The organism is Ralstonia pickettii (genome assembly GCF_001699815.1).
GTDB lineage: Bacteria > Pseudomonadota > Gammaproteobacteria > Burkholderiales > Burkholderiaceae > Ralstonia > Ralstonia thomasii.
In genome coordinates this window covers 236,453-262,965 of the sequence record NZ_MCGB01000057.1, presented here as the reverse complement: position 1 = coordinate 262,965, position 26,513 = coordinate 236,453, and the positions used below count along the sequence as shown (strand labels likewise).

At 65.1% G+C, this 26,513-nt stretch carries 29 protein-coding genes and 1 pseudogene; 19 read left to right on the top strand and 11 right to left on the bottom strand.

Going from position 1 to position 26,513, the window contains the following annotated elements:
- The first annotated feature begins 23 nt into the window (after positions 1–23).
- From urtB to BEK68_RS09055, 13 genes are all read left to right on the top strand, one after another.
- Positions 24–1,655, top strand: a complete 1,632-nt coding sequence (urtB, locus tag BEK68_RS09115; RefSeq protein ID WP_012436058.1) for an urea ABC transporter permease subunit UrtB — start codon at positions 24–26, stop codon at positions 1,653–1,655.
- 1 nt (position 1,656) lies between these two features.
- A complete protein-coding gene (urtC, locus tag BEK68_RS09110) occupies positions 1,657–2,823 on the top strand; it encodes an urea ABC transporter permease subunit UrtC (RefSeq protein ID WP_012436057.1) in 1,167 nt (388 codons plus the stop codon).
- Positions 2,820–3,671 carry an urea ABC transporter ATP-binding protein UrtD gene (gene urtD / locus BEK68_RS09105; RefSeq protein ID WP_012436056.1) on the top strand — a complete coding sequence of 284 codons (852 nt, stop codon included), beginning with the start codon at positions 2,820–2,822 and terminating at the stop codon, positions 3,669–3,671. The genes urtC and urtD overlap by 4 nt, the downstream gene beginning before the upstream one ends.
- Before the next feature lies 1 nt (position 3,672).
- Positions 3,673–4,365: an urea ABC transporter ATP-binding subunit UrtE gene (gene urtE / locus BEK68_RS09100; protein ID WP_012436055.1), complete on the top strand. Its 693-nt coding sequence runs from the start codon at positions 3,673–3,675 to the stop codon at positions 4,363–4,365.
- Between the two features lie 102 nt (positions 4,366–4,467).
- On the top strand, positions 4,468–5,355 hold the full coding sequence (locus tag BEK68_RS09095; protein ID WP_004630760.1) for an urease accessory protein UreD: 888 nt from the start codon (positions 4,468–4,470) through the stop codon (positions 5,353–5,355).
- Between the two features lie 79 nt (positions 5,356–5,434).
- Positions 5,435–5,737 carry an urease subunit gamma gene (locus BEK68_RS09090; RefSeq protein ID WP_004630759.1) on the top strand — a complete coding sequence of 101 codons (303 nt, stop codon included), beginning with the start codon at positions 5,435–5,437 and terminating at the stop codon, positions 5,735–5,737.
- A 42-nt stretch (positions 5,738–5,779) separates the two neighbouring features.
- Positions 5,780–6,397 (top strand): HupE/UreJ family protein, encoded by a 618-nt coding sequence (locus BEK68_RS09085; protein ID WP_012436054.1) that lies wholly within the window; start codon positions 5,780–5,782, stop codon positions 6,395–6,397.
- 13 nt (positions 6,398–6,410) lie between these two features.
- A complete protein-coding gene (locus BEK68_RS09080) occupies positions 6,411–6,716 on the top strand; it encodes an urease subunit beta (RefSeq protein WP_004630755.1) in 306 nt (101 codons plus the stop codon).
- Between the two features lie 13 nt (positions 6,717–6,729).
- Positions 6,730–8,448, top strand: coding sequence for an urease subunit alpha (gene ureC, locus BEK68_RS09075; RefSeq protein ID WP_012436053.1), 1,719 nt, complete (start codon positions 6,730–6,732; stop codon positions 8,446–8,448).
- 186 nt (positions 8,449–8,634) lie between these two features.
- On the top strand, positions 8,635–9,261 hold the full coding sequence (ureE, locus tag BEK68_RS09070; RefSeq protein ID WP_012436052.1) for an urease accessory protein UreE: 627 nt from the start codon (positions 8,635–8,637) through the stop codon (positions 9,259–9,261).
- Positions 9,254–9,943, top strand: coding sequence for an urease accessory protein UreF (locus BEK68_RS09065; RefSeq protein WP_012436051.1), 690 nt, complete (start codon positions 9,254–9,256; stop codon positions 9,941–9,943). The genes ureE and BEK68_RS09065 overlap by 8 nt, the downstream gene beginning before the upstream one ends.
- Before the next feature lie 11 nt (positions 9,944–9,954).
- Positions 9,955–10,575, top strand: a complete 621-nt coding sequence (gene ureG / locus BEK68_RS09060; protein ID WP_004630747.1) for an urease accessory protein UreG — start codon at positions 9,955–9,957, stop codon at positions 10,573–10,575.
- Between the two features lie 76 nt (positions 10,576–10,651).
- Entirely contained in the window at positions 10,652–10,954 is a 303-nt protein-coding gene (locus BEK68_RS09055; protein ID WP_004630745.1) for a hypothetical protein, read from the top strand.
- An 8-nt stretch (positions 10,955–10,962) separates the two neighbouring features.
- Here BEK68_RS09055 and BEK68_RS09050 read toward each other — a convergent pair whose 3' ends face one another.
- From BEK68_RS09050 to BEK68_RS09035, 4 genes are all read right to left on the bottom strand, one after another.
- Positions 10,963–11,622: a methyltransferase family protein gene (locus tag BEK68_RS09050; protein WP_004630744.1), complete on the bottom strand. Its 660-nt coding sequence runs from the start codon at positions 11,620–11,622 to the stop codon at positions 10,963–10,965.
- Between the two features lie 116 nt (positions 11,623–11,738).
- Positions 11,739–12,431 carry a glutathione binding-like protein gene (locus BEK68_RS09045; protein WP_012436050.1) on the bottom strand — a complete coding sequence of 231 codons (693 nt, stop codon included), beginning with the start codon at positions 12,429–12,431 and terminating at the stop codon, positions 11,739–11,741.
- Positions 12,432–12,600: 169 nt separating this feature from the next.
- On the bottom strand, positions 12,601–13,860 hold the full coding sequence (locus tag BEK68_RS09040; protein WP_004636510.1) for an acyl-CoA dehydrogenase family protein: 1,260 nt from the start codon (positions 13,858–13,860) through the stop codon (positions 12,601–12,603).
- A gap of 76 nt (positions 13,861–13,936) precedes the next feature.
- Entirely contained in the window at positions 13,937–14,374 is a 438-nt protein-coding gene (locus BEK68_RS09035; RefSeq protein WP_012436049.1) for a PaaI family thioesterase, read from the bottom strand.
- 93 nt (positions 14,375–14,467) lie between these two features.
- On the opposite strand from BEK68_RS09035, the gene BEK68_RS09030 reads away from it, so the two are divergent.
- Positions 14,468–15,412 (top strand): LysR family transcriptional regulator, encoded by a 945-nt coding sequence (locus tag BEK68_RS09030; RefSeq protein ID WP_012436048.1) that lies wholly within the window; start codon positions 14,468–14,470, stop codon positions 15,410–15,412.
- A gap of 184 nt (positions 15,413–15,596) precedes the next feature.
- Here BEK68_RS09030 and BEK68_RS09025 read toward each other — a convergent pair whose 3' ends face one another.
- A complete protein-coding gene (locus tag BEK68_RS09025; protein WP_012436047.1) occupies positions 15,597–16,592 on the bottom strand; it encodes a LysR family transcriptional regulator in 996 nt (331 codons plus the stop codon).
- Positions 16,593–16,716: 124 nt separating this feature from the next.
- Here BEK68_RS09025 and BEK68_RS09020 point away from each other — a divergent pair, with 124 nt between their 5' ends.
- A complete protein-coding gene (locus BEK68_RS09020) occupies positions 16,717–17,430 on the top strand; it encodes an SDR family oxidoreductase (protein ID WP_004636503.1) in 714 nt (237 codons plus the stop codon).
- The gene (locus BEK68_RS09015; RefSeq protein WP_012436046.1) at positions 17,427–17,831 is read left to right on the top strand and encodes a glyoxalase; all 405 of its coding nucleotides are present in this window, start codon (positions 17,427–17,429) and stop codon (positions 17,829–17,831) included. The genes BEK68_RS09020 and BEK68_RS09015 overlap by 4 nt, the downstream gene beginning before the upstream one ends.
- A 10-nt stretch (positions 17,832–17,841) precedes the next feature.
- Here the strand turns inward: BEK68_RS09015 and BEK68_RS09010 are convergent, their stop codons facing one another.
- From BEK68_RS09010 to BEK68_RS08995, 4 genes are read right to left on the bottom strand one after another with little or no spacing between them, the layout of a single operon-like run.
- Positions 17,842–18,930: a phosphotransferase gene (locus tag BEK68_RS09010; protein WP_012436045.1), complete on the bottom strand. Its 1,089-nt coding sequence runs from the start codon at positions 18,928–18,930 to the stop codon at positions 17,842–17,844.
- A 38-nt stretch (positions 18,931–18,968) separates the two neighbouring features.
- The gene (locus tag BEK68_RS09005) at positions 18,969–19,703 is read right to left on the bottom strand and encodes a histidine phosphatase family protein (RefSeq protein ID WP_012436044.1); all 735 of its coding nucleotides are present in this window, start codon (positions 19,701–19,703) and stop codon (positions 18,969–18,971) included.
- Positions 19,704–19,715: 12 nt separating this feature from the next.
- Positions 19,716–20,495 (bottom strand): oxepin-CoA hydrolase, alternative type, encoded by a 780-nt coding sequence (locus BEK68_RS09000; RefSeq protein WP_012436043.1) that lies wholly within the window; start codon positions 20,493–20,495, stop codon positions 19,716–19,718.
- Between the two features lie 33 nt (positions 20,496–20,528).
- Complete coding sequence (locus BEK68_RS08995; protein WP_137910936.1) at positions 20,529–22,100, bottom strand: 3-hydroxyacyl-CoA dehydrogenase; 1,572 nt, start codon at positions 22,098–22,100, stop codon at positions 20,529–20,531.
- Between the two features lie 46 nt (positions 22,101–22,146).
- Between BEK68_RS08995 and BEK68_RS08990 the strand changes: the two genes are divergently transcribed.
- Positions 22,147–22,800: a glutathione S-transferase gene (locus tag BEK68_RS08990; RefSeq protein ID WP_012436041.1), complete on the top strand. Its 654-nt coding sequence runs from the start codon at positions 22,147–22,149 to the stop codon at positions 22,798–22,800.
- Between the two features lie 20 nt (positions 22,801–22,820).
- Here the strand turns inward: BEK68_RS08990 and BEK68_RS08985 are convergent, their stop codons facing one another.
- Together BEK68_RS08985 and BEK68_RS08980 are read right to left on the bottom strand one after the other, a co-directional pair.
- The gene (locus tag BEK68_RS08985) at positions 22,821–23,993 is read right to left on the bottom strand and encodes a pyridoxal phosphate-dependent aminotransferase (RefSeq protein ID WP_004636488.1); all 1,173 of its coding nucleotides are present in this window, start codon (positions 23,991–23,993) and stop codon (positions 22,821–22,823) included.
- Between the two features lie 12 nt (positions 23,994–24,005).
- Positions 24,006–24,530, bottom strand: coding sequence for a putative toxin-antitoxin system toxin component, PIN family (locus BEK68_RS08980; RefSeq protein ID WP_012436040.1), 525 nt, complete (start codon positions 24,528–24,530; stop codon positions 24,006–24,008).
- Positions 24,531–24,567: 37 nt separating this feature from the next.
- On the opposite strand from BEK68_RS08980, the gene yaaA reads away from it, so the two are divergent.
- Together yaaA and BEK68_RS08970 are read left to right on the top strand one after the other, a co-directional pair.
- A complete protein-coding gene (yaaA, locus tag BEK68_RS08975) occupies positions 24,568–25,341 on the top strand; it encodes a peroxide stress protein YaaA (protein ID WP_012436039.1) in 774 nt (257 codons plus the stop codon).
- A gap of 14 nt (positions 25,342–25,355) precedes the next feature.
- A pseudogene (locus BEK68_RS08970) lies at positions 25,356–26,496 on the top strand (M14 family metallopeptidase).
- The last annotated feature ends 17 nt before the right edge of the window (positions 26,497–26,513 follow it).

Here is a 26,513-nt window from a genome sequence, read left to right as displayed (position 1 = left end):
CGGCCGCCACGCATCGGATTGCCATGATGCGCTTGTCCCGCTGGTTGTTTCATTCCCTTGCCGCACTGCTGTGCGCCTTCTGTCTGGCTGCGATGCCCCAAACCTCTGCGTGGGCTGCCGGACAACCCCTGACCCAGGCCGATCTCAAGCCGCTGGCCGAAGACGACTTCGACGCTAAGGTCAAGACGCTCAACGCGCTGACCGCCGCCCCGGCTGAACAAGCCGGGCCGATCCTGCAAGCTCTGCAGAATGACGCGCTGTTCTTCGCGCCCGCCGTCGGCATGGTGCGTCAGGACGGCGAGAAATACCTGGACGCAATCACTGGCCAGCCCGTCACCGTCAAGGCCGACGACCTGCAATCCCTCACACTGAACAATGCCCTGCGTGCCCAAGTGGACAGCGCGGCGAGCGGCTTCGTGCTGCAATCGCCCGATCGTGCCGTGCGCGCACAAGCGGTCGACACCTTGCTGGCGCATCTCGAGACAGCATCGCGGCCGATTGTCGATGCCGCTCGCAAGCACGAAACTGACACTGCTCTGCGCGCCAAGCTCGACCTGCTGTGGGCCAACCTGGCACTGGACGACGGCACGCATGCCGAGAAGCTCGAAGCGCTCAAGCTGCTTGCGGGCGATACCAATCCGCAGACGCGCCAGCGCATCGCCCCGTTGCTTGCCAAGGACAGCGGCGCCGACGATGAACTGCGCGCCGCGGCCCAACAGGCGCTCGACGGCCTCGCCGCGCAGCAACGCAAGGCCGAGCTGGTCGGCAACCTGTTTGCGGGGCTGAGCCTCGGTTCGGTGCTGCTGCTGGCGGCGCTCGGGCTGGCCATCACCTACGGGCTCATCGGCGTCATCAACATGGCGCACGGTGAGTTCCTGATGATCGGTGCGTACGCCACCTACGTGGTGCAGACCATCTTCCGCACCTACTTCCCCAGCGCATTCGACTGGTATCTGCCCGCAGCACTGCCTGCCGCGTTCCTGGCGGCGGCCATCGTCGGTTTTGCGCTGGAACGGCTGGTGCTGCGTCACCTGTACGGCCGTCCGCTGGAAACGCTGCTCGCCACCTTCGGGATCAGCCTGCTGCTCATGCAGGCGGTGCGCTCGATCTTCGGTGCGCAGAACGTGGAGGTGGCGAACCCGAGCTGGATGAGCGGCGGCATTGCGCTGTATCCCGGGCTGATCCTGCCGTACAACCGGCTCGTCATCCTGCTGTTTGCGCTGGCTGTGGTGGCGATCGCCTGGGCGGTGCTCAATCGTACGCGCCTGGGGCTGTTCGTGCGCGCCACCACGCAGAACCGCACGATGGCCGCCTGCGTTGGCGTGCGCACGTGGAAGGTCGACAGCTACGCGTTTGCGTTCGGCGCGGGCATTGCCGGGCTGGGCGGCTGTGCGCTCTCGCAGATCGGCAACGTCGGGCCGGACCTTGGCCAGAGCTACATCATCGATTCGTTCATGGCCGTGGTGCTGGGCGGAGTGGGGCAGCTGGCCGGCACGATCATCGGCGCGTTCGGGCTCGGGCTCATCAACAAGTTCATCGAGCCTTTCTACGGCGCGGTGCTGGCGAAGATCATCGTGCTGGTGCTGATCGTGCTGTTCATCCAGAAGCGTCCGCAGGGGCTGTTCGCCCTCAAGGGCCGCAGCGCCGAGGCCTGATATGACGACTCAATTCAAACTCGATATTCCGGCGCGCATGCCGTTGCTGTCGCGGCGCGGGTGGTCCGCGCTGGTGCTGGTGTCGCTCATCGTGTGTATTGGCGCGCCCGTGTGCGCGTTGCTCGTGCCGGAAGGCAGCCCGCTGCATCTGTCGGCGTATGCGCTCACGCTCATCGGCAAGATCATGTGCTACGCGCTGGCGGCGCTGGCGCTCGATCTGGTGTGGGGCTACTGCGGCATCCTCAGCCTCGGCCACGGCGTGTTCTTTGCGCTGGGCGGCTACGCGATGGGCATGTACCTGATGCGTTCCATCGGACGCGAGGGCGTGTACAAGAGCGATCTGCCCGACTTCATGGTCTTCCTCGACTGGAAAGAGCTGCCCTGGTTCTGGCACGGCACCGAGCACTTCGCGTGGGCGATGCTGCTGGTGATTCTGGTGCCCGGCGTGCTGGCGTGGCTGTTCGGCTTCTTCGCCTTCCGCTCACGCGTCAAGGGCGTGTACCTGTCGATCATCACGCAAGCGATGACGTACGCGGCCATGCTGCTGTTCTTCCGCAACGAGACTGGCTTTGGCGGCAACAATGGCTTTACCGATTTCAAGCGCATCCTCGGATTCCCGATCTCGGCGTTGCCTACGCGCACCGTGCTCTTCGTAGCCACGTTCGTCGCGCTGGTGCTGGCGTTCATTGCGTGCCGCGCCATCGTCACGTCCAAGTTCGGCCGCGTGGTCACGGCCATCCGCGATGCCGAAGCGCGCGTGATGTTCTCCGGCTACAACCCGCTCGGCTACAAGCTGTTCGTCTGGACGTTCTCGGCGGTGCTGTGCGGCATCGCGGGCGCGCTGTACGTACCGCAGGTCGGCATCATCAACCCGGGCGAGATGTCCCCGGGCAATTCCATCGAGATGGCGGTGTGGGTGGCCGTGGGCGGGCGCGGCACGTTGATCGGCCCGATCATCGGCGCGTTCCTCGTCAACGGGGCCAAGACGTTGCTCACGGCGTGGGTGCCGGAGTACTGGCTGTTCGTGCTCGGTGCGATTTTTGTGCTGGTGACGCTGTATCTGCCGAACGGCGTGCTGGGGCTGCTGGGCAAGCTGCGGATGAAGCGGCGCACGCCCACGCAAGCCAAGGCGCATGAAACCGCGACCGTCACCGGAGACCACGCATGAGCACCTTCACCGAACTCCCCGACCGCGCGGAGACCGGCACCGCCACCGGCATGGGCCATCTGGTCGAGCCGGACACCATCGACGTCTCGCACGGCGCCATCCTGTATCTCGAAGATGTGACGGTGCGCTTTGGCGGCTTTCGCGCACTGAACGCGCTCACGCTGTCGATCGACCACGGCGAACTGCGCTGCATCATCGGGCCCAACGGCGCGGGCAAGACCACGATGATGGACGTGATTACTGGCAAGACGGGGCCACGCAACGCCGACGTGACCGGCCGTGTCTTCCTCGGCCAGACCATCGACCTGCTGCGCCTGACCGAGCCGCGCATCGCGCAGATCGGCATCGGCCGCAAGTTCCAGAAGCCGACCGTGTTCGAGCAGCACACCGTGTGGGAAAACCTGGAACTGGCCATGAAAGCCGACAAGCGCTGGTGGGTCTCGCTGCGCGCGCGCCTGCTGAACGACGGCCGCCAGCGCATCGAAGAAACGCTCGGTCGCATCCATCTGGAAGCGGAGGCCTATCGGCCCGCCGGGCTGCTCTCGCACGGCCAGAAGCAGCGGCTGGAGATCGGCATGCTGCTGATGCAGCAACCGCAACTTCTGCTGCTCGATGAGCCCGTTGCCGGCATGACGGACGAAGAAACGATGCAGCTCGCAGCGTTGCTCAATGGCCTGCGCGGCACGTGCTCCATCATGGTCGTGGAGCACGACATGGAGTTCGTCGCTGCGCTGGCAGGGGCAGAAGGACGCGTGACTGTGCTGGCCGAAGGCAGCGTCTTGGCCGAAGGCGCGCTCGATGCCGTCAAGCGCGATGAGCGTGTGATCGAATCCTATCTGGGGCGTTGATATGTTGCAGGTCCAACAACTGAACCAGTTCTACGGCGGCAGCCACATCCTGCGCAACGTCAGCTTTGACGTCCCCACGGGCAAGCTGACCACGCTGCTTGGCCGTAACGGCGTGGGCAAGACGACGCTGCTCAAATGCTTGATGGGGGTGGTGCCCACCGCCAGCGGTGCGATCGATTGGGAAGGGCGCACCATCCAGAAACTGCCCGCGTACGAGCGTGTCTCGCAGGGGCTCGCCTATGTGCCGCAGGGCCGCGAGATCTTCCCGCGCCTGACGGTGGAAGAGAACCTGCTGATTGGTGCGGCCGCCAAGCGTGCGCCGTCCAAGGTGCCCGATTTCATCTACGAGCTGTTTCCGGTGCTCAAGGAGATGAAGGGCCGGCGCGGCGGTGATCTGTCCGGCGGCCAGCAGCAGCAACTTGCCATCGGCCGCGCGCTGATGAGCGAGCCGCGCCTGCTGATCCTGGACGAGCCGACCGAGGGCATCCAGCCGTCGATCATCCAGGAGATCGGCCGAACGCTGCGGCGCCTTGTCGATGAGTTCGGCATGTCGGTGCTGCTGGTCGAGCAGTACTACGACTTTGCGCGCAGCATTGCCGACCGCTATGTCGTCATGAGCCGCGGCGAGGTCATCGCCCAGGGCGACGGCGCCAATATGGAAGCCGATGGCGTGCGTGATCTGGTGGCCGTCTGATGCCCCGGCTGATGCCCCGGCATTCGACGGAAAAAGTCGAATGCCAAATCTGTGGCATCTGGCTATGATGAGAAAATTCCTAGCCGCCGTGCTGCCTTCCTGATGCGCCATCCCGATTTTCCTGTGCCGCCGCAGACCGATTCGTTCGCGTCCTGGGAAGCCTCGCTGCGCCTGGCGTTTGCACGGCGCGGTGAGCGCACCGTGCTGGCCACGTGCCGGCATCAGGGGCCGCTGCGGGTGCAGAAGGCGCTGTATCCGGAAGGCGAGGGCGTGTGCCATGCCGTCATGCTGCATCCGCCCGCAGGCATTGCCGGTGGCGATGTGCTCGATATCAACATCGAACTCGGTGCCGACGCGCATGCCGTGCTGACCACGCCCGGCGCCACCAAGTGGTACAAGTCGCTCGGCCGCACGGCCACGCAGCGCGTTGCCATCCGGGCAGAGACAGGCGCGCGGCTCGACTGGGTGCCACAAGAGAACATCGTCTTCAACCAGGCCTGCCCGATCATCGACCTGACGCTGGATCTGGCACCGGGCGCCACCGCCATCGGTTGGGACGCGACCATGCTCGGCCGCCATGCCGCCGGTGAATCGTGGGCCGAAGGCCGTATCGTCTTGCGCACCGCATTGCGCTGCAACGGCCAGCCGCTGTGGATTGAATCGGCCGCGTTCGACGCGCAATCGCCCGTGCTGAATGCGACGACGGGCATGGCCGGCTTCCACGTTGTCGGCACGCTGTGGGCCGTGGGCGAGGGCGCCACCGAAGCCCTGGCCGAATCGATGGCCGAGCACCTGCCGTACAACGACGACCTGCGCGCGGGCGTCACCTGCCTCACGCAAGATGCGCCCGGCCTGCCAAACGTTTTGTTGCTGCGCGTGCTTGCACGCCGGCCCGAAGATGCACGTGCCTTGTTGGCCCAGACGTGGCTGGCGCTGCGCGAACCGATGCATGGCGTAGCGGGCCGTCCGCTGCGGCTCTGGTCTACATGACGGCCACATGATGGCAACGTGACCTCGCATCGCCCGATCTGAACTGTACTGAATTGACCCTCACCGAAGAGAGCCCCACGTGGAACTGACCCCGCGCGAAAAAGACAAGTTGCTGATCTTCACCGCCGCCTTGCTGGCCGAGCGCCGCAAGGGCCGCGGCCTCAAGCTCAACTACCCGGAAGCCGTCGCCTTCATCAGCGCTGCCATCATGGAAGGCGCGCGCGACGGCAAGACCGTGGCCGACCTGATGCACTACGGCACCACGCTGCTCACGCGCAATGACGTGATGGACGGCGTGGCCGAGATGATTCCCGACATCCAGGTCGAGGCCACCTTTCCGGACGGCACGAAGCTCGTCACCGTCCACCACCCGATTGTTTGACGTTCTGAAGTCCGCACGCCACTCACCACTACGAGTCCCGCCATGACGCCTACCCTGTCTCGCTTCGTCCGGCCCGCTGCGGCCATTGCGCTCACGTTTGGCGCCTCTGTTGCCTTCGCTCACCCGGGGCATCCGGGCCATACCGCCGAGGGCAGCCTGCTCGCGGGGTTCCTGCATCCGCTCACCGGTGCAGATCACCTCCTGGCGATGGTGGCCGTGGGTGTGTGGAGCGCACTGGCCTCGCGCTCGGTGCGCGACGCGTTGTGGGCGCCGGTCGCCTTTGTCGCGTTGATGATCCTGGGCGCGCTGCTCGGCGCCGGCGGCGGGGCGCTGCCGATGGCTGAGCCGATGATTGCCGCATCGCTGCTGGTGTTCGGCCTGCTGATTGCCGCACGCGCGCAGCTGCCGACCTGGGGCGGTGCACTGCTGTGCGGCGCGTTCGCGCTGTTCCACGGCTATGCGCACGGCACGGAATTCCCCGCAGGCGCGCAGGCCATGTTCCCGTATTTCGTTGGCGGCTTTGCCGTGGCGACGGCGCTGCTGCATACCGCCGGCATCGGCGCGGGCTTTGCACTGAAGCCGCGCATGGCGTGGCTGGCGCGTCTGTCGGGTGTGGGTGTGGCGCTGTACGGCGCAGGCCTGCTGGTTACGGCGATCTGAGGGGGCTTTCACCATGATCCCCGGCGAACTCCTGCCGCAAGACGGCGATCTGGAACTCAACGCAGGCCGCCCCACGGTGACGGTAACGGTGGCCAACACGGGCGATCGCCCGGTGCAGATCGGCTCGCACTACCACTTCTATGAAGTGAACGACGCGCTGCGCTTTGACCGCGAAGCTGCGCGCGGCTTTCGGCTGAACATCGCCGCCGGCACCGCCGTGCGCTTCGAGCCGGGGCAGGAGCGTACGGTCGAACTCGTGGCGCTGGCGGGTGATCGCGTGGTCTACGGCTTCGCCGGCCGTGTGATGGGCAAGCTTTGAGCGAGACACGGACATGACATTGAAGATCAATCGCCGCGCCTATGCGGAAATGTTCGGCCCCACGACGGGCGACCGCCTGCGTCTGGCCGACACCGACCTCATCGTCGAAGTCGAGCGCGACTTCACCGTCTACGGCGAGGAAGTGAAATTCGGCGGCGGCAAGGTCATCCGCGACGGCATGGGCCAGAGCCAGCGCGAATCGAAAGACTGCACCGACACCGTCATCACCAACGCGCTGATCATCGACCACTGGGGCATCGTCAAGGCTGACATCGGCCTGAAGAACGGGCGCATCTCGGCGATCGGCAAGGCGGGCAATCCGGACATCCAGCCCGGCGTGACCATCGTCATCGGCCCCGGCACCGAGATCATCGCGGGCGAAGGCATGATCGTCACCGCCGGCGGCGTCGACACGCACATCCACTTCATCTGCCCGCAGCAGATCGATGAGGCGCTCAACAGCGGCGTGACGACGATGATTGGCGGCGGCACTGGCCCCGCCACCGGCACCTATGCCACCACCTGCACGCCGGGCCCGTGGCACATGCAGCGCATGCTGCAGGCCGCGGATGCGTACCCGATGAACATCGGCTTCCTCGGCAAGGGCAACGGCAGCCTGCCGGGCGCGCTGCGCGAGCAGATCGACGCAGGCGCCATCGGCCTGAAGCTGCACGAAGACTGGGGCTCCACGCCCGCCGCCATCGATTGCTGCTTGGGCGTGGCCGACGACACCGATACGCAGGTCGCCATCCACACCGATACGTTGAACGAATCGGGCTTCGTTGAAGCGACCGTCGCTGCGTTCAAGGGCCGCACGATCCACACGTATCACACGGAAGGCGCGGGCGGCGGGCATGCACCGGACATCATCCGTGTGTGCGGTGAATCGAACGTGCTGCCGTCATCGACCAACCCGACGCGGCCGTTCACCGTCAACACGCTGGACGAGCACCTCGACATGTTGATGGTGTGCCATCACCTCGATGCGTCCATCGCCGAAGACATCGCCTTTGCCGAAAGCCGCATCCGCCGCGAGACGATCGCCGCCGAAGACATCCTGCACGACCTGGGCGCGTTCTCGATGATCTCCAGCGATTCGCAGGCCATGGGCCGCGTCGGCGAAGTCGTGCTGCGTACGTGGCAGACCGCACACAAGATGAAGGTGCAGCGCGGCAAGCTGGCCGGTGATCCGAACGATGCGCGGGGCGGACATGACAACTTCCGCGTCAAGCGGTACGTGGCGAAGTACACGATCAACCCCGCGCTCACGCACGGCATCGCACATGAAGTCGGCTCGGTTGAAGTCGGCAAGTGGGCAGACCTCGTGCTGTGGAAGCCTGCGTTCTTTGGCGTGAAGCCGAGCCTGATCCTGAAGGGCGGGATGATTGCCTCTGCGGCGATGGGCGATGCGAATGCGTCGATCCCAACGCCGCAGCCAGTGCACTATCGGCCGATGTTTGGGGCAGCGGGCGGGGCGCTGGGGCGGACGTCGTTGACGTTCCTGTCGCAATCGGCTGCTGCGGCTGGCGTGGCGGAGCAGTATGGGTTGGCCAAGACCACGGCGGTCGTCAAGGGCACGCGTACTGTGAGCAAGGCGGACATGATTCATAACGACTGGCAGCCGGATATTTCGGTGGATCCGGAGACGTATCAGGTGGTGGCGGATGGGACGGTGCTGACTTGTGAGCCGGCGGAGGTGTTGCCGATGGCGCAGCGGTATTTCTTGTTCTAGCTGGTGGTGCGGGGTGGGCTCGGGTTTCTTGTTGTTGGTCCATCCGTCGTATCGTCCCCGGCAGGAGGTGAAACAAGGGATGCCACGCCGCTCCGAGATCGAAACTCCACGCGTGGAGATCAGAACGTGGCGCTTGGATTTCAGAACTTCGAGCTTCATAGTTGGATGACGAATTAGGTCCTATAGATGCTTGCCATCAACAAACATCTCCCCGCGCCGCATGGCCTGGCCTCCGTGCTGGTCAAGCGTGCGCCCAAGCTGGTGCTGCCATTCCTGGAGCGCAGCCGCAGCCGCCTGCGCGCCGCCCTCGACGATGGCCGTGAAGTGGCCGTCGTGTTGCCGCGGGGCACCGTCATGCGCGGCGGCGATGTGCTGGTCGCTGAAGACGGCACGCTGGTGGAAGTGCAGGCCGCGCCCGAGCAGGTGCTGCGCGTAAGCAGCGACAACCGGCTCGCGCTGATGCGCGCCGCGTATCACCTCGGCAATCGGCACACGCCCGTGCAGGTGAGCGCCGATGCGCTGCAGCTCGAAGCCGATCCGGTGCTCGAAGACATGCTGGTCCGCCTGGGCGTGACCGTCGCGCATGTGGAGGCGCCGTTCGAGCCCGAGGCGGGCGCCTATGGTGGCGGCCATCGTCACGGCCACGATGCGACGTTCGAAGAGGACTACGCGGCCGCGCAGGCGCTGTACCACGAGCATCACGGGCACGATCATGGTCACTCGCATGGCCACGATCACGCACATGGTCACGACCACGACGACGGCCATGTCCATGGGCCCGGTTGCGGCCATCACCACCATCACCATGACTAACGCGGCGCAGCTCACCGCCTTGCTGCATCTCGCGTCCCCGGCGCTGCCGGTGGGCGCGTTCAGCTATTCGCAGGGGCTGGAGGCGGCGGTGGATGTGCGGCGCGTGGCGGACGAAGCGTCGGCTGCCGCGTGGATTGCCGAGGGGCTCGACGTGCTCGCCGCATGCGAGGCACCGCTATGGCTGCTGCAGTTTGCCGACTGGCAGGCAGGCCGCTTCGATGCCGTTGCCGAGCGCGATGCGTGGTTCCTCGCCACCCGCGAGACGCGCGAGCTGCGGCTCGAAACGTCTCAGATGGGCTGGTCGCTCAATCGCCTCATCCAGCAGATGGCGTGGGGCGATGACGCACTGCGCAGTGCCTTGGCCGCATGCGCTTCGGTGACGTTTCCGACCGCGTTTGCCGCCGCTGCTGCCGCGCTGAATGTCGACCCGCGCGATGGCGTGACGGCGTACTGCTTTGCCTGGGTGGAAAACCAGATGGCGGCGGCAGTCAAGGCCGTGCCGCTCGGGCAGGCTGCGGGGCAACGGATTCTCTTTGGCCTGCACGCAGCGGTGGCGCGTGCGGTGGAGGAGGCGACACGCCGCGCGGCCTGTCATCCGCCTGAACTGTCTACGTTTTCGCCGGGGCTGGGCGTGCTGTCCGCCCGGCATGAAACGCAATACTCACGACTCTTTCGTTCCTGAACCTGATCATCATGCGAACCAAGAAACTTCCTGCCCTGCGCGTTGGCGTGGGCGGCCCGGTGGGCTCCGGCAAGACCACGCTGCTCGAAATGCTATGCAAGGCGATGCGCGAGCGCTACGACCTCGTGGCGATCACCAACGACATCTACACGAAGGAAGATCAGCGCCTGCTGACCATCTCCGGCGCGCTGCCTGCCGAACGCATCATGGGCGTCGAAACCGGCGGCTGCCCGCACACGGCCATCCGCGAAGATGCGTCGATCAACCTTGAAGCGGTGGATCGCATGCTCGCCAAGTTTCCGGATGCGGATGTCGTCTTCATTGAGTCGGGCGGCGACAACCTCGCGGCGACGTTCAGCCCCGAGCTGTCGGACCTGACCATCTATGTGATCGACGTGGCCGGCGGCGAGAAGATCCCGCGCAAGGGCGGCCCGGGCATCACCAAGTCGGACCTGCTCATCATCAACAAGACCGACCTGGCGCCGTATGTCGGGGCGTCGCTGGAGGTGATGGAGAGCGACACGCGCAAGATGCGCGGCGATCGGCCGTTCGTGATGTGCAATCTGCGCGCGCAGGGTGGGTTGGATGAGGTCATCAGGTTCATTGAGCGGCAGGGGATGCTGGCGGCCTGAGGAGCCGGATACGGGGCACTCCCGATCGCACGGCAAGTCAAATCCACGGTGGTCTGTGCGTGATGGGAGGTGCCGGATGGGAACACGTCGTTGGCTGCTGCTGGTGGCATTCGCCTGGGGTGCAGCGGCGTGCACTCCCGTCGTCTCGGGCCCGTCTTACACGATGGAGGTGCGCCTGCATGACGGCAAGCATGTGCGCTGCGCCATCAACGAGCCGCTGGTCCGGCCCGCTCCGCCGGGGCCGGCGCTGACTACGCGCGAGCGCAACGAAGCCGAGGTGCTTGCGCTTGCCCCGATGCGGCTGGAGGTGGGGCCCAGGTCGCCGTATCCGACGCCTTATACGGCGCCGGATGTCCAGTGTCTTGCGCTGCCGCTTTGAACGAGGCGCTAGTACAAGCCAGGAATCAGGCGCCAGGTCCGGGCACGGTATGCGTCGTATTCGGCGCCAAATTGCGATTGCAGCAGGGCTTCCTCAGCGTGCATGCGTGCCACCAGCGGCGGAATCAGCAATGCGGTGAGCACCACGCCGGCCACCGCCCGGAATCCCAGGCCCCATCCCAGCGTACTGACCAGTAATCCCACGTAACTGGGGTTGCGCACGTAGCGGTAGATGCCGCTGGTCATCAGCGTATGGCCCGGCTGAATCGCCACCAGTCCGCTGAAGCGGTTGCCCAGCACATGCACGGGCCACAACCGCAGGGCGCCGCCCGCGGCATAGAGCACCACACCCAGCCACCTCACCAAATCGCCGTCGATGCAAAAGAGGTCGTGCCGGTCCGTATACGCCGGCAGCCAGGCGCTGACGAGGCCGATCAAGCCAAACACGGGCAACACCCACCGGTTGGACCGGTCCTCTCGCTCACCGGCGCTGAGATTGCCGCCTGCGAACATTGCAGCAATCGTCAGCGCAGCCGTCACCACCACCAGCGCCACGCGTGCCGGATGCGCAAGCAGCGGGCCAACGCCGCCCCAGCCCCACGCTGCGAGCGCGAGATAGCCGAGTACCGAAATCACCGCTGCAAAACCAAACCTGGCTGATGCCGCCATGATTGCTCCAGGAGAATCCGCATGCGCTCAGTGTAGGACCGGCGCGGGGTGCGCCCTGCTAACGGCCATTAAAAAGGCCGCATGCGCGGCCTTTTGTCTCGTGATGCGTGTGCGGCTCAACGGCGCTGATACTGCGTGGCGCCAAACAGGATTTCATTTGCCTTGTCGTCCTGCACAGCCGGCCGTTCCTTGGCCAGCACTTTCACCGCGCGCTGCACGGCGGGGCGTTCTTCAATGGCTTCAAACCAGCGCTGCAGCTTGGGGTAGTCCGACAGTTCGATCCCCTGGTTCTTCCAACTGCGCAGCCACGGCCACGTGGCGATGTCGGCGATGGAGTACTCCGCGCCGCCGAGGTACTTGGATTCGCCCAGGCGCTTGTCGATCACGCCGTACAGTCGCTTGGCTTCGTTCGTATAGCGGTTGATCGCGTATTCGATCTTCTCGGGCGCGTAGATGCGGAAGTGGTGCGCCTGGCCGAGCATCGGGCCGACGCCGCCCATCTGGAACATCAGCCACTGCAGCACTTCGTATTTGCCACGCACGTCGTCGGGCAGGAACTTGCCGGTCTTGCCGGCGAGGTACAGCAGGATCGCGCCCGATTCGAACAGCGAGATCGGTTTGCCGTCGGGGCCATCCTGATCGACGATGGCCGGGATCTTGTTGTTGGGGCTGATCTTGAGGAAGTCGGGCTTGAACTGGTCGCCGGCGCCGATGTTGATGCCGTGAACGCGGTAAGGCAGCTCGCATTCTTCCAGCATGATGTGCACTTTGTGCCCGTTGGGCGTGGCCCAGCTATAGACGTCGATCATCGAGTTGGCTCCTTGGCTTCTGGCCGGGAAGAGAGGTGCAGGCCACCAGCAGCCTGCAAAGTGTTCCATTCCAGCACAGAACCGAGAAACGCGCAGACGCCGGGCAGCGGGCAAAAAAATCCCCGCTCAAGGCGGGGTTAAGGAGTGAACGGTACAGCCGTGCCGCAGGTCAGGCGCCGCGTGTGACCGGCATGTCGACAACGTCTTTCAGGTGCAGATGCTTGGCCAGTTCCAGCTTGGCGATGGCCGCGCGGTGCACTTCATCCGGGCCGTCGGCCAGACGCAGCGTGCGCTGGTGGGCGTAGGCCGAAGCCAGCGGGAAATCACCCGACACGCCGCCGCCGCCGTGTGCCTGGATCGCCCAGTCGACGATCTGGCAGGCGATGTTCGGTGCCACGACCTTGATCATCGCGATCTCGGCCTTGGCGACCTTGTTGCCGACGGTGTCCATCATGTACGCGGCCTTGAGCGTCAGCAGGCGGGCCTGCTCGATCATGCAGCGCGCTTCGGCAATGCGTTCGTGCCAGACGCTGTGCTGCGCAATGGCCTTGCCGAATGCGATGCGCGACGACAGGCGCTTGCACATCAGCTCCAGCGCACGCTCGGCCACGCCGATGCTGCGCATGCAGTGGTGGATGCGGCCCGGGCCCAGGCGGCCTTGAGCGATCTCGAAACCGCGGCCTTCACCCAGGAGGATGTTGCCCACCGGCACGCGCACGTCTTTCAGGTCGACTTCCATGTGGCCGTGCGGCGCATCGTCGTAACCGAACACCGACAGCGGGCGCATGACCGTGATGCCCGGCGCATTGGCTGGCACCACGATCATCGATTGCTGCTCGTGGCGGCCGGCATCCGGGTTGGTCTTGCCCATGACGATGTAGACGGCGCAGCGCGGGTCGCCGGCGCCCGACGACCACCACTTGCGGCCGTTGATGACGTATTCGTCGCCCTGGCGTTCGATGCGGCATTCGATGTTGGTGGCGTCCGACGAAGCCACGGCCGGTTCGGTCATCAGGAAGGCCGAGCGGATCTCACCGCGCAGCAGCGGCTCCAGCCAGCGGTCTTTCAGTTCTTCCGACGCATAGCGCTCAAGCGTCTCCATGTTGCCGGTGTCGGGCGCGGAACAGTTGAACACTTCCGGCGCCCAGGGCACGCGGCCCATGATCTCGCACAGCGGCGCGTATTCGAGGTTCGACAGCCCTTCGGGCGCGCGCGGCGAACGCGGCAGGAACAGGTTCCACAGCCCGGCCTTGCGTGCCAGCGGCTTGAGTTCTTCGATCACCTTGGTCGGGATCCACGCATTGCCGGCGCGGCGGTTGGCCTCGATTTCTTCGTGGAAGCGGTGCTCATTCGGGTAGATGTGCTGGTCGAAGAATGCGAGCAGGCGTGCCTGCATGTCCTTGACCTTGGGCGTGTAATCGAAATTCATGGTGTCTCCTCAGTACATCGAACAAGCGCCCCGAACGGGCAACCATCAACTCAGTTCAGTCGGGCTCGGCCATGCATCAAACATGTCCGCCGAGCACTGCAAACACGGCACTCGCGCGCGCAATCAGCCGGTCGCCGCGATGGAAGAGGGCCTGCGCAAAGGCCAGTTTGCTGCCCGTGCGCAATCCCTCCGGGGTGATCTGGATCCAGTCGCCTTCTCCGGCAGAGGCGATGAAATCCACAGTCAGGCTGGCGGTGGACATGGCCAGGGCGCCGCCGGTGCCTTCGCCGGGCTCGGCCAGGCAATAGCCGAGCGCCGCATCGGCCAGCGATGCCACCACGCCGCCGTGCAGGATGCCGCGCCGGTTCAGGTGGTGATGCTGCACGTGAAAACCCATCACCATCGACGCGCCCATCCCCTTGGCATACACCGGCCCCAGCATCGTCAGGAAAGGGCTCGGCTTGTTCAGCAGAACAAAGCCCGGGGGAACGGCGAGATCGGGGGATGTGGTCATGGCGCGTGGCGCAACTCCCAAGTGGTGTCCGCAGAATAAGCCTTCGCCTACAATAAGAGAAATGAATTTCGTAGATTGCGGTCCATCAATGTCATGCATATATCGCGCGTCGATCTGAACCTGTTCGTCGTCTTCGACGCCATCTATACGGAAGGCGGGATTACCGCGGCCGCCCGCACGCTCAACCTGACGCAGCCGGCGGTCAGCCACGCCCTGGGGCGGCTGCGCGAACTGTTTGACGACCCGCTGTTCGAGCGGCGCGGGCAGGGCATGGTGCCGACGCCGCTGGCGCGCACGCTCATTGCGGAGGTCCGCACGGCGCTGCAGGGCTTCGAGCGCACCCTGCGTGAAGGCACGCGTTTCGACCCCGCCACGAGCGAGCGCCGCTTCACGTTGTCGATGCGCGATGCGCTGGAAGCGACGTTGCTGCCGCCGCTCATGGCGGCCATCGCCAAGGAGGCGCCGCGCATCGACGTCACGACCGTGCGCGGAGACCGCCGCCAGCTCGAAACCGAGTTGCTGGCCGGCACCATCGACGCAGCGGCGGACATTCTGCTGCCGGCATCCCCAGCCATCCGGCATGCGCCGCTGCTGACCGATCCGATGGTGGTGCTGGCGCGCCCCGGCCACCCCATCGCGCATGAACCGCTGACGCTGGAGCGCTACCTGGCGTGTGAACACGTGCATGTGTCGTCGCGGCGCCGTGGCGCAGGGCTGGAGGATGTGGAGCTGCGTCGCCTTGGCCACGAGCGGCGCGTGCGGCTGCGTTGCCAGCATTACCCGGCCGCCTGCCGCGTGGTGAGCTGCACGGACCTGCTTGCCACGTTGCCGATCCGCTATGCGCGCATTGCCAACGAGCCGTATGGCAACGTGATGCTGCCCCTGCCGTTCAACGTGCAGCCGCTTGAGCTGTACCTGTACTGGCACACCAACAGCGACCAGGATGCCGCCAGCCGCTGGCTGCGCGACCACGTGTTCGCCGCGATGGCGGAGGTCGCCCTGGACGATGCTGTGGCGGCATTCGCCGACGGGCGTTGACGAACGGAAAGTCGGACGCAATCATCGGGGTTACGCAGCGCAAATGGCGTAACCACGCCGGTTTATGACAGATTGATAGCATTCGGTGTGCCCCGGTTTCTGGCTGATGGTGGGGCTGGTGGCGGCATTCACCGTGGTCGTTGCGTGGTGGGTGGTCCGCCGCCGCAACAACCATTAAGGACACCTACGTGTTCGCGGTGACGGCCGACTTGGTTTTGGTCGGCTTGGCCGCCTTGGCCAGCTTTTGCGATGCCGCTGCCCCCTGTGCGGACGGGAACGGATAACGCGCGCTGAACTCGGCAAAGCGCGCGGCGAGAAAGTCCGCACACGCCGTCAGCCGCGCAGGCCGATGGCGGCGCGCAAGGGCCACGAGCTGCAGCGGCGTGGGCGCATGGCTCCACGCCGGCAATGCCACCTCCAGCCGGCCTGCGCTCACGTCTTGCGCGACATCCAGCCACGATTTGAATGCCAGGCCGCGCCCGGCGACCGCCCAGTCGCGCACCACGGCGCCGTCGTCGCATTGGAAATCGCCGCGTACGTCGATCGGGGCAGGGCCGCTGGCGTGCGTGAGTTGCCAGCGCGTGACGGGCTCGCCGTTGCGCAGGAGGATCAGGCAGCGGTGGTCGGCGAGGTCGCTCGGGTGTGCAGGCCGGCCATGCTTCTTGAAGTACGACGGCGCGCCCACGATCACGCGCGGATGTGACGCAAGGGGCCGCCGCACCAGCGCCGAATCCTGCAGATGCCCGTAGCGCAGCGCAAAGTCGAGGTCTTCGCGCATCAGGTCGGCCAGCCGGTCGCCCAGCACCAGCGTGATCCGCACGCCGGGGTGCTCATCGCAAAAGGCGTCGAGCCATGGGCGCAGGATGTGTCGCCCGAGGTCCGATGTGGCGGCAATGCGGATGGGGCCGGACAGCTCGGTGCGGTCCTGCCCCAGGCTTTCGGCGCCTTCGTCCAGTGCCTCCAGCGCCTGTCTTGCATACCCTAGATAACGCTGGCCGGCTTCGGTCGGCCGCATGCTGCGCGTGGTGCGCTCGAACAGGCGGGCGCCGAGTTCGGTCTCCACGCGCTTGAGCGCTGCGCTGGCGGTGGCGGGCAGCCAACCGAGCTGGCGCGCAGCGGCGGAAAGGTTGCCGGCGTCGGCGATGCGCACCAGCAGTCGGAGGTCGTCGAGGGCGATCATTGTCAAAGCAGATTTGGAGAATCATCAAAGCATAGCCAGATTATCTTGCTTTTGTTTGATGAAAGAATGGCCCAATTGATTGACAGTTTTTTCTTTCCTCCTCTCAAAACAAAGGAGCATTGGCATGACTTCGAAGACCTTGCAGGATCAGTCCGTGGTGGTGTTGGGCGGTACGGCCGGTATTGGCCAGGCGGTGGCACGCGCGGCTGTAGCCGAAGGGGCGCGCGTGACGGTGCTGGGGCGCTCGGCCAAAGCGGCGGATGGCGCGCACGGCATTGCCGTCGACGCGAACGACACGGCGTCGCTCGCCAGCGCGCTGGCGCAGGCAGCCCAGTTGTCGCCCAGCGGCAAGATCGACCATCTCGTCATCACCATCGGCTCGCGTACGAGCCCACCGCCGTTTGCCGCGCTGCAACGTGCTGACCTGGAACAGGCGTTTGGCACCAAGTTCTTTGCCGCCTTGATGGCAGTGCAGGCCGCATTGCCACATCTGGCGGAACGCGCATCGATTACGCTCACCTCTGGCCTGCTTTCACGCAAGGCGACAGCAACCGGCCTGCTGCGTGGCTCGATCAACGCGGCGGTGGAAGCTGCTGGCAAGAACCTGGCGAAGGAACTGGCACCGCGTCGTGTCAACGTGATCAGCCCCGGTGTGGTGGATACGGAAGTATGGGGTGCGCCGGCAGATCGGCAGGCCATGCTTGCGCGCATCGGCAGCGGCCTGCCGGTCGGCCGCGTCGGCACGCCGGAAGACCTCGCCCAAGGCTACCTGCTGGCCATGACCAACGGTTTCATGACCGGCGCCATCATCGACATTGAAGGAGGCGGTTTGCTATGACACCCGACGGCGATTGGACCTTCGACCACGTGAACTTTCACGTGGCAGGAGATGCGCCCATCCTGAAATTCTTCGCCGATGTGCTCGGCTGGAAACCGGGGCCGCGCCCGGCGTTTCCGTTTCCCGGCACGTGGCTATACCAGAACGATGATGCGCTGGTCCATCTCGTGACGCAGGAGGGCGATACGCCGGAGCTGGTGTTCTCGCATATCGCGTTCCGCACCGGGAAGGACGCGGCCGATGTGCTGGCCGCCGTGCGCGAAAGCGGCATCCCGCACCAGGTAAAAAAACACCCCGCGCGGCCTGCTGCACAGATCTTCGTGCAGTTGCCGGGCGGGGTGGTGCTGGAGCTGGAGGCGCCGCTGTCCGGTCCTCTGGAAGCAGCGCGCGAGCACGAGTAAAGCCGCGGCGTCAGGCGCCGGCCTGCTGGGCGTACTTCCAGCCCAGTTCGGCCATCGGGCGGGCGCGCTTGCCCGCTTCCATCGCCTGCGCCGACGACGCCGTGCCATCCACCACGCGCTTCATGATCCCCTGCAGGATGCCGGCAATGCGGAACATGTTGTAGGCGAGGTAGAAGTTCCAGTCGCCTGTGATGCGGCGGCCGGTGCGTTCTTCGTATTGGCGGATGTACTCGGCTTCTGTGGGGATGCCGAGGGCGGCGAAGTCCAGACCTGCCACGCCGCGGAACTGACCCGGCTCGATGTGCCAGCTCATGCAGTGGTAGCTGAAATCGGCCAGCGGGTGGCCCAGCGTCGAGAGTTCCCAATCGAGGATGGCCAGCACACGCGGCTCGGTCGGGTGGAAGATCAGGTTGTCGAGCCGGTAGTCGCCGTGAACGATGCTGGTGATTTCCTCGGCTTCCTGCGGCACGTGCTTGGGCAGCCATTCGATCAGGTTGTCCATGGCCGGAATCGACTCGGTTTCCGACAGCTTGTACTGCTTGCTCCAGCGCTCGATCTGGCGCGCGAAATAGTTGCCGGGTTTGCCGTAGTCGGCCAGGCCGATGGCGGCGTAGTCCACCGTGTGCAGCGCAGAAATGACGCGGTTCATCTCGTCATAGATCGCGGTGCGCTCGGCGGGCGCCATGCCGGGTAGGGCCTGATCCCACAGCACGCGGCCCTGTACGAACTCCATGATGTAGAAGGCGCGGCCGATCACGGCTTCGTCTTCGCACAGCGCATACATCTTCGCGACGGGGACGTCGGTCTTGGCGAGCGCATCCATCACCCGATATTCGCGCTCGATGGCGTGTGCCGACGGCAGCAACTTCGCCTTGGGGCCAGGCTTCGCGCGCATCACGTACGTGCGCGACGGCGTGATCAGCTTGAACGTCGGGTTCGACTGGCCGCCCTTGAACTGTTCAACCGTGAGCGGGCCGGCAAAGCCGGCCACGTGTTCGCGCATCCACGCTTCCAGCGCGCCAATGTCGAACTTCTGCTGTTCTGCCACGGGGCGCGTGCCCTCGAAGGCGGAAAAATCCTGCTGGTCCGTTTGTGCCATGGGTGTGTCTCCGAATCTTCTTGTGTATCGAGGAAAGTTCAGGTCGGTTGGCGATGGCGAAGGTACTGCTGCAGCAGCACTTCCATCGTCGTCAGCCGCGAGCCGAGATGCGCGGGCGAGGGTGCCGAGAAGTTGCTCATGCGCAGCACCCAGTCGGTCGGGGCATCACCAACATCGAGCACGTTGATGCAGCCGGCGGTCTGGGCCAAGCTGCCGAAGAACACGCGCTCGCCGCCGGTGATGGCATGCGAGAGGATCGCGCGGTTGGTGCCGCCATGCAGCACGAGCAGCACGGTGTCCCAGTCGGTTTGCGAACGCAGTCTGGCGATGGCCGGCGTCACGCGGTCAAGAAACTCGCCGATGCTCTCGCCGTTGAGGAAGCGCCGGTCTTCCGACACCGTGCCTTCAAACGCGCCGATGAAGGCTTGCGCGAGTTCGTGCTCGGGAATTTCTGCCAGCTTGCCGCCTCGGATTTCCTGCAGCTCGGGCCAGTGTTCAAGCGCAATGCCGCGTTCCTGCATCGCGGGCATCTCGGCCAGCACACGCTGCGCGGTTTCCACCGTGCGCGGCAAGCCACTGACGATCACGCGGTCGAAGACGATGTTCTCGGCGGCGAAGATCTTGCCGGCAGCGGTGGCTTGGCTGCGGCCCAGTTCGTTGAGCGGCACGGCCTCGGGCGACGGAACGGGCCGGCCGGTTTCGTCGAAGTACGTGACGGCGCCGTGACGCATCAGGTAGACGCGGCGGCGGTTGGGTGTCGGGAAGGGAACCATGCGAGCCTGAAACTAGCGGTATTGGGGTTTGCGCTTTTGCAGGAAGGCCGAGATGCCTTCGTTGCCATCGGCGTGGTGCAGCGCTTCGACAAAGCTGTGCTGCTCGGCCTTGAGGTGATCGTGCAGCGAGGCGTCTTCGGCGTGGGCGATCAGGCCCTTGATGCGGCCCACCGCGTGCGGCGATTGCGCAGCGAGTTTTTCCGCGAGTGCCAATGCCTGGTCCAGCGCCTCGCCAGGTTTGACCACCTCATTGATGAGCCCGAAGTGCGCCAGCCGCTCCGCGCTGACAGGCTTGCCGAGCATGATGATTTCGCTCGCCAGCGGGCGCGGCAGGAAGCGCGCGATGTGCCATGAGCCGCCGCCGTCCGGCGTAAGCGCCACGTTCACATACGCCATCACGAACTTCGCATCCGACGCGGCAATCGCAAAATCGCACGCCAGCACCAGCGAGAAACCTGCGCCGGCCGCTGGGCCCTCCACCGCGGCGATCACCGGCTTGGGAAACGTGCGGATCGTCTCGATCCAGTGGTTGAGCGCGTCGATGCCTTCTTCTTGAACGCTGCGCGGCTTGCTACGGTTTTCCAGCAGGCGGTTCAGATTACCGCCCGCACAGAAGGCGTTGCCGTCGCCCGTGAAGATGATGGCGCGGATCTCGTTGTCGTTGGCGGCGCGGTCCAGCGCTTCCATCGACGCGGTGTACATCACCGGGTCCAGCGCGTTGCGCGCGTCAGGGTTGGACAGCGTCAGCACCAGCGTCGAACCGATGCGTTTGGAGAGCAGTTGCGCGGTCATGGCGGCCTCGTCAGGGTAAGCGGCAATCAGGCGTCAGGCATCAGGCGTGAGCAGCGACATGCCCAGACGGGCACGGCGCAGCAGCCACGGGCTCGGGCGATAGCGCGGATCGCCATAAAGCGCGTAGAGATTCTGCAGGACTTCCAGGATGGCGTTCGTGCCCAGCGTATCGCCGAGTGCCAGCGGCCCTTTGGGATAACCGAGCCCCAGCGTGACGGCGAGGTCGATGTCGGTGGGCGTAGCAATGCGCTGCTGTGCGATATCGCACGCGATGTTGACGATGCATGCGACGATGCGCTGCGCGACAAAGCCACCCGAATCGCGGATCACCGTGACCGGTACGCCGTCGGACGCGAGCAAGCCGTGTGCGGCATCGCGGTAGGCTGCGTCGGTGGCGGGTGTGGTCATCAGCGTGCGGCGCTTGGTGGCGGCAAACGGATAGAGCGTGTCGAGCGCCACGGTGCGGCGTGCGTCGAGCCCCTCGGCGGTCACGCAGGCCGTGGCATCCAGCCCGCGCGGCGTGACGATGATCAATGCGTCGGCGGACGGTTTGGAACCGCCTTCGGGCGTAATGCCCAGATCGAGCAACAGGCGCTGCGCTGCGGCGTGGCCGGCGTCATGCGCGCGGCTGATCCACACTGAAGACGGGCGCGCGGACGGGGCGGGCGCTTCAGCCGGCACCTGTTTCTGTCCTTCCGGATAGCGGTAGAACCCTTCGCCCGTCTTGCGGCCCAGAATGCTGCCGGCAAAGCGCAACGCCGTGATCTGCGACGGACGATAGCGCGGCTCGTCGTAGAACTGGCGGTAGACCGATTCCATCACCGGGTGCGAAACATCCAGCCCTGTGAGGTCCATCAACTCGAACGGCCCCATGCGGAAGCCGGCCTGCTCGCGCATGATGGCGTCGATGTCCGCATAGGCCGCCACACTTTCCTGCGCCACGCGCAGCCCTTCGGTATTCATGCCGCGCCCGGCGTGGTTGACGATGAAGCCCGGCATGTCGATGCAGCGCACGGCGGTGTGACCCATGCGCTTGGCCAGTGCGGCCAGGGCGTCACCGGTGGCGGGTGCGCTGCGCAGGCCGTCGATGACTTCGACCACCTTCATCAGCGGAACCGGGTTGAAGAAGTGGAAACCAGCGACGCGCTCCGGGTGTTTGCATGTCGCGGCAATCGCGGTGATCGACAGCGATGAGGTATTCGACGCCAGGATGGCATCCGCGCGGACGATGTCTTCGAGTTGACGGAAGAGGTCGCGCTTGACGTCGAGCTTCTCGACGATGGCCTCGACCACCAGATCGCAGTCGGCCAGGTCGGAGAGGGCGCCGGCCGGAATCAGGCGGGCGATTGTGGCGTCAGCTTCATCTGCTGTGAGCTTGCCCTTGGCGGCCAGCTTGGCCAGCGTGTCGGCCAGCGCCGTGCGCGCCGCTTCCACGGCTTGCGGATTGGCGTCGAACAGTTTGACGCGCAAACCTGCCTGGGCCGCGATCTGTGCAATGCCGCGCCCCATGGCGCCGGTGCCCACAATCCCGATAGTCTGCATATGAAATCCGCTGCGATCGAAAGAAGTCTGGCTAAAATAGCACGAGCGTGCGATTTCTGGCATCCGCACCGACCATAACGGACGGCCAAATTACCAAGGAGATGGGTTCATGCTGACGCTATACGGTTTTGCCGCGAGCAACTACTACAACAAGGTCAAGCTCGCGCTGATGGAGAAGGGGATTGCGTTCGAGGAATCGCTGCGCTGGCCGGACCAGACCGACGGCGAGGTGTCGCCGCTGCACAAGGTGCCGTATCTCGTGGGCGAGGACGGTGGAATGTGCGAATCGCAGGTCATCCTCGATTACCTGGAGGCGCGCTACCCACAACATCCGCTGATTCCGGCCGATCCGTTCAAGGCGGCCAAGGTGCGTGAGATTGTCACGTTCCTGGAGCTGCATCTGGAACTGGTCGCGCGCCAGCTGTTTCCCGAAGCGTTCTTCGGCGGCAAGATCAGCGACAACCTGAAGGTCAAGGTGCGCGAACAACTGCAGAAGAACATCCCGGCGGCGGCCAAGCTGTTCAAGTTCTCGCCTTACGTAGCGGGCGACACGTTCACCATCGCCGACTGCGCGGCCATCGTGCACTTCCCGCTGGTGAGTCAGGCCACCAAGATCATCTACGGTGAAGACCTGCTGGCGCAGGTCGAAGGCGTCAAGCCTTACCTGGCCAAGATGGCCGAGAATCCCAACGTGCAGAAAGTGCGGGCAGACAGCAAGGCCAATCTCGAGCAGATGCTTGCGCACTACGCCAGCAAGCGCTGATCGGCCTCGGCCTTACGGTTTTACACCTTCGACAAACGCTCCAGGGCAACCTGGAGCGTTTCGTCTTTCTTGGCGAAGCAGAAGCGCACCACGCCCGATTCGTGCGGCTGCGAGTAGAACGCCGACACGGGAATTGCCGCCACGCCAATCTCGCTCGTCAGCCACTTGGCGAACTCGGCCTCGGGCAGATCGGAGATGGCGCTGTAATCCACGCACTGGAAGTACGTGCCCTGACAGGGCAGCAGCTTGAAGCGCGTCTTCCCCAGCCCCGCGCGGAACAGGTCGCGCTTGTGCTGATAGAACGCCGGCAACTCCAGGTATGGACGCGGATCGGCCATGTAGCTTGCCAGGCCGTGCTGCATCGGCGTATTGACGGTGAACACGTTGAACTGGTGCACCTTGCGGAATTCCGCCATGAGCGCGGCGGGCGCGGCCACGTAGCCGACCTTCCAGCCTGTCACGTGATACGTCTTGCCGAAACTCGACACCACGAAGGCGCGCCGCGCCAGCTCGGGAATGCGCGCCACCGAGGCATGCGGCACGCCGTCGTACACCATGTGCTCGTACACCTCATCGGAGAGCAGCAGCACGTTGGTCGGCGCGAGGATCTCGGCGAGCTTGCGCATGTCGTCCGCATGCCAGACCGTGCCGGTCGGGTTGTGCGGTGTGTTCAGCATGATCAGACGCGTGCGCGGCGTGATGGCCGCGGCCAGCGTGTCGAACGGGATGCGGAAGTCCGGCGCGTTCAGCGTGATCGGCACAACCTTGCCGCCCGCCAGTTCAATCGAAGGGATGTAGCTGTCGTACGTCGGCTCGAAGACGATGACTTCGTCGCCCGGATGCACGCAGCACAGCACGGTGGTCAGCAGCGCCTGCGTGGCGCCGGCGGTGATGGTGATCTCGCGGTCGGCATCGTAAGCGTGGCCGTACAGATTGGCGATCTTCGCGGCGATGGCCTGGCGCAGGGCGGGCACGCCGGTCATCGGCGGGTATTGGTTCAGGCCGGCGCGCATGGCGTCGGACACCGCATCGACGATGCGCGGATCGCAATCGAAATCAGGAAAGCCCTGGCCCAGGTTGACGGCCTGCTTTTCCACGGCCAGCGCAGACATCACGGTGAAGATGGTGGTGCCGACATTCGGTAGCCGCGACGGCGGCGGGGCGATGGGCGCGAGCGATTCAACAGTGGTCATGACAAGACGGCTTCAGGCTTGATTTGGGATTGCAGCAAGGGACGCGTTTTCCAACTGGACCAGCGCGACGAACTGCTTGGGTGGCAACACCGCCACGTCGCAATACTTGGCCATGCGGCGCCTGAGCTTGAGCACGGCGCGGTCCTTGGAAACGAGATAGGCAACGTCGGCGGCATCGGCGAGCGCGAGAAATTTCTGGTCGTCGCGATCCTTGCAGCGCGGGACGAACGCTTCGCCTTGCACGCGGGCCGCGTCTTCAGGATCGGCGACGGATCGGGTTACGCGATCGACCCACGCGAGTGCGGCTTTCGCGTCGACGGCGTACCGGGCGAATTGCGGGTAGCCGAGCACGCGGCGCAGTTCTTCGCGACAGGCGGGGCTGATGATGGCGTCCAGCCGGCCGGCTTCCAGCGCAGCGCGGATCGGGCGCGCAACCGCATCGTCGAAGATCAGGATGTCGACCCAGATGTTGGAGTCCAGCACCACGCGCGGGGCCGGAGCCTGGGTGGAGTGGGCGAGGGCGGCAGCGTCTGCCATTCGATACAATTCCAGACTTGTGAACCGCGATTCTGACATGATCATCGTCCTCTCGCCGGCCAAGTCGCTCGACTACGACACGCCGCCGCGCACCAAGACCCACACGCTGCCCGATTTCATCGAGCGCTCCGCAGAACTCATTGACGTGCTTCGCAAGCTGTCGCCGGCCCAGATCGGCACGCTCATGCACATTTCCGACCCGTTGGCGGCGCTCAATGCCACGCGCTATGCCGATTGGTCGCCCGAATTCACTGCCGAAAACAGCAAGCAGGCCGCGTTGGCCTTCGACGGCGATGTCTACGGCGGGCTCGATGCCAACTCGCTGGCGGTGGACGATCTGCAGTTCGCGCAGAAGCATCTGCGGATTCTGTCGGGGCTTTACGGCGTGCTGCGTCCGCTCGACTGGATGCAGCCGTATCGCCTGGAAATGGGCACGCGCCTTGCCAATCCGCGCGGCAAGGATTTGTACGCCTTCTGGGGCGATGACGTGACGCTCGCGCTTAACGAGCTCTTCAAGCAGGACGACGACGCCGTGCTCGTCAATCTCGCGTCGGAAGAGTATTTCAAGGTGGTGCGGCCCAAGGTGCTCAAGGCGCGCATCGTCACGCCGGTGTTTGAAGACTGGAAGAACGGCCAGTACAAGATCATTTCGTTCTACGCAAAGCGTGCGCGCGGTCTGATGGCGCGCTATGCGATCGAGCACCGTATCACCGATCCGCGCAAGCTCAAGGCGTTCGATGTCGACGGCTATGCCTTTGCCGCTGCCGATTCCGACGACGAGCGCTGGGTCTTCCGCCGCAAGCTCACCTGATCGCAGGATCTGACATGACTGCCAATCAACCGCACATCTCCAGCGCGTTCGACAGCGGCGCCATCGAAATCGTCGATGCCGCACGCGCCGATGCCATCCGCCTGCGCATTCGCCGCGATTCGCACGCTGACTTCACGCAGTGGTTCCACTTTCGCCTGCAAGGCGTGCAGGGCCAGGCCTGCAAGTTGGCCCTGGAAAACGCCGGCGAATGCACCTACGCCTCCGGCTGGAAGGACTACCGCGCCGTCGCCTCGTATGACCGCGAGCACTGGTTTCGTGTGCCGACCCGCTATGACGGCAAGACGTTGACGGTCGAGGTGACGCCCGAGCACGACAGCATCTGGTTTGCCTATTTCGAGCCGTATTCGGACGAGCGACACCTTTCGCTCGTGGCCGCTGCGCAAACGCAGCCGGGCGTGCGCACGCAGCGCCTGGGGCAAACGGTGCAGGGCCGCGACATGACCAGCATCACCGTCGGTGAACCCGGCCCCGGCAAGAAAAACGTGTGGATCATCGCGCGCCAGCATCCGGGCGAGACGATGGCCGAATGGTTCGTTGAAGGGCTGCTCGCACGCCTGACGCGTCAGGGTGTCTGGCGCGGCGATCCCATCGGCCGTGTGCTCGCCGAGCGCGCCGTCTTCCATATCGTGCCGAACATGAACCCGGATGGCTCGTCCCTGGGCAACCTGCGCACCAATGCCGCAGGCGCCAACCTGAACCGCGAGTGGATGGAACCCGACGCGCAGCGCAGTCCCGAGGTGTTGGCTGTGCGGCAGGCCATCGAGCAAACCGGCGTCGACCTGTTTTTCGACATCCACGGCGACGAGGCGCTGCCTTATGTGTTTGTGGCCGGCAGTGAAATGCTGCCCGGCTTTACCGATGCACAGCGTGCCGATCAGGACCGCTTTGTCGCGGCCTTCCTGCGGGCATCACCGGATTTCCAGACGCGATACGGCTACGAGGCCAGCAGGTACAACGAAGACGCGCTCAAGCTCGCCTCCAAGTACATCGGCCACACCTATGGCTGCCTGTCGTTGACGCTGGAAATGCCGTTCAAGGACAACGCCGACCTGCCCGACGCACGCGTGGGCTGGGACGGCGCCCGCAGCGCCGCTTTGGGTGCGGCTGCAGGCGATCCTGGAGTATCTCGGCTGAAGACAAACGCTGCGCCG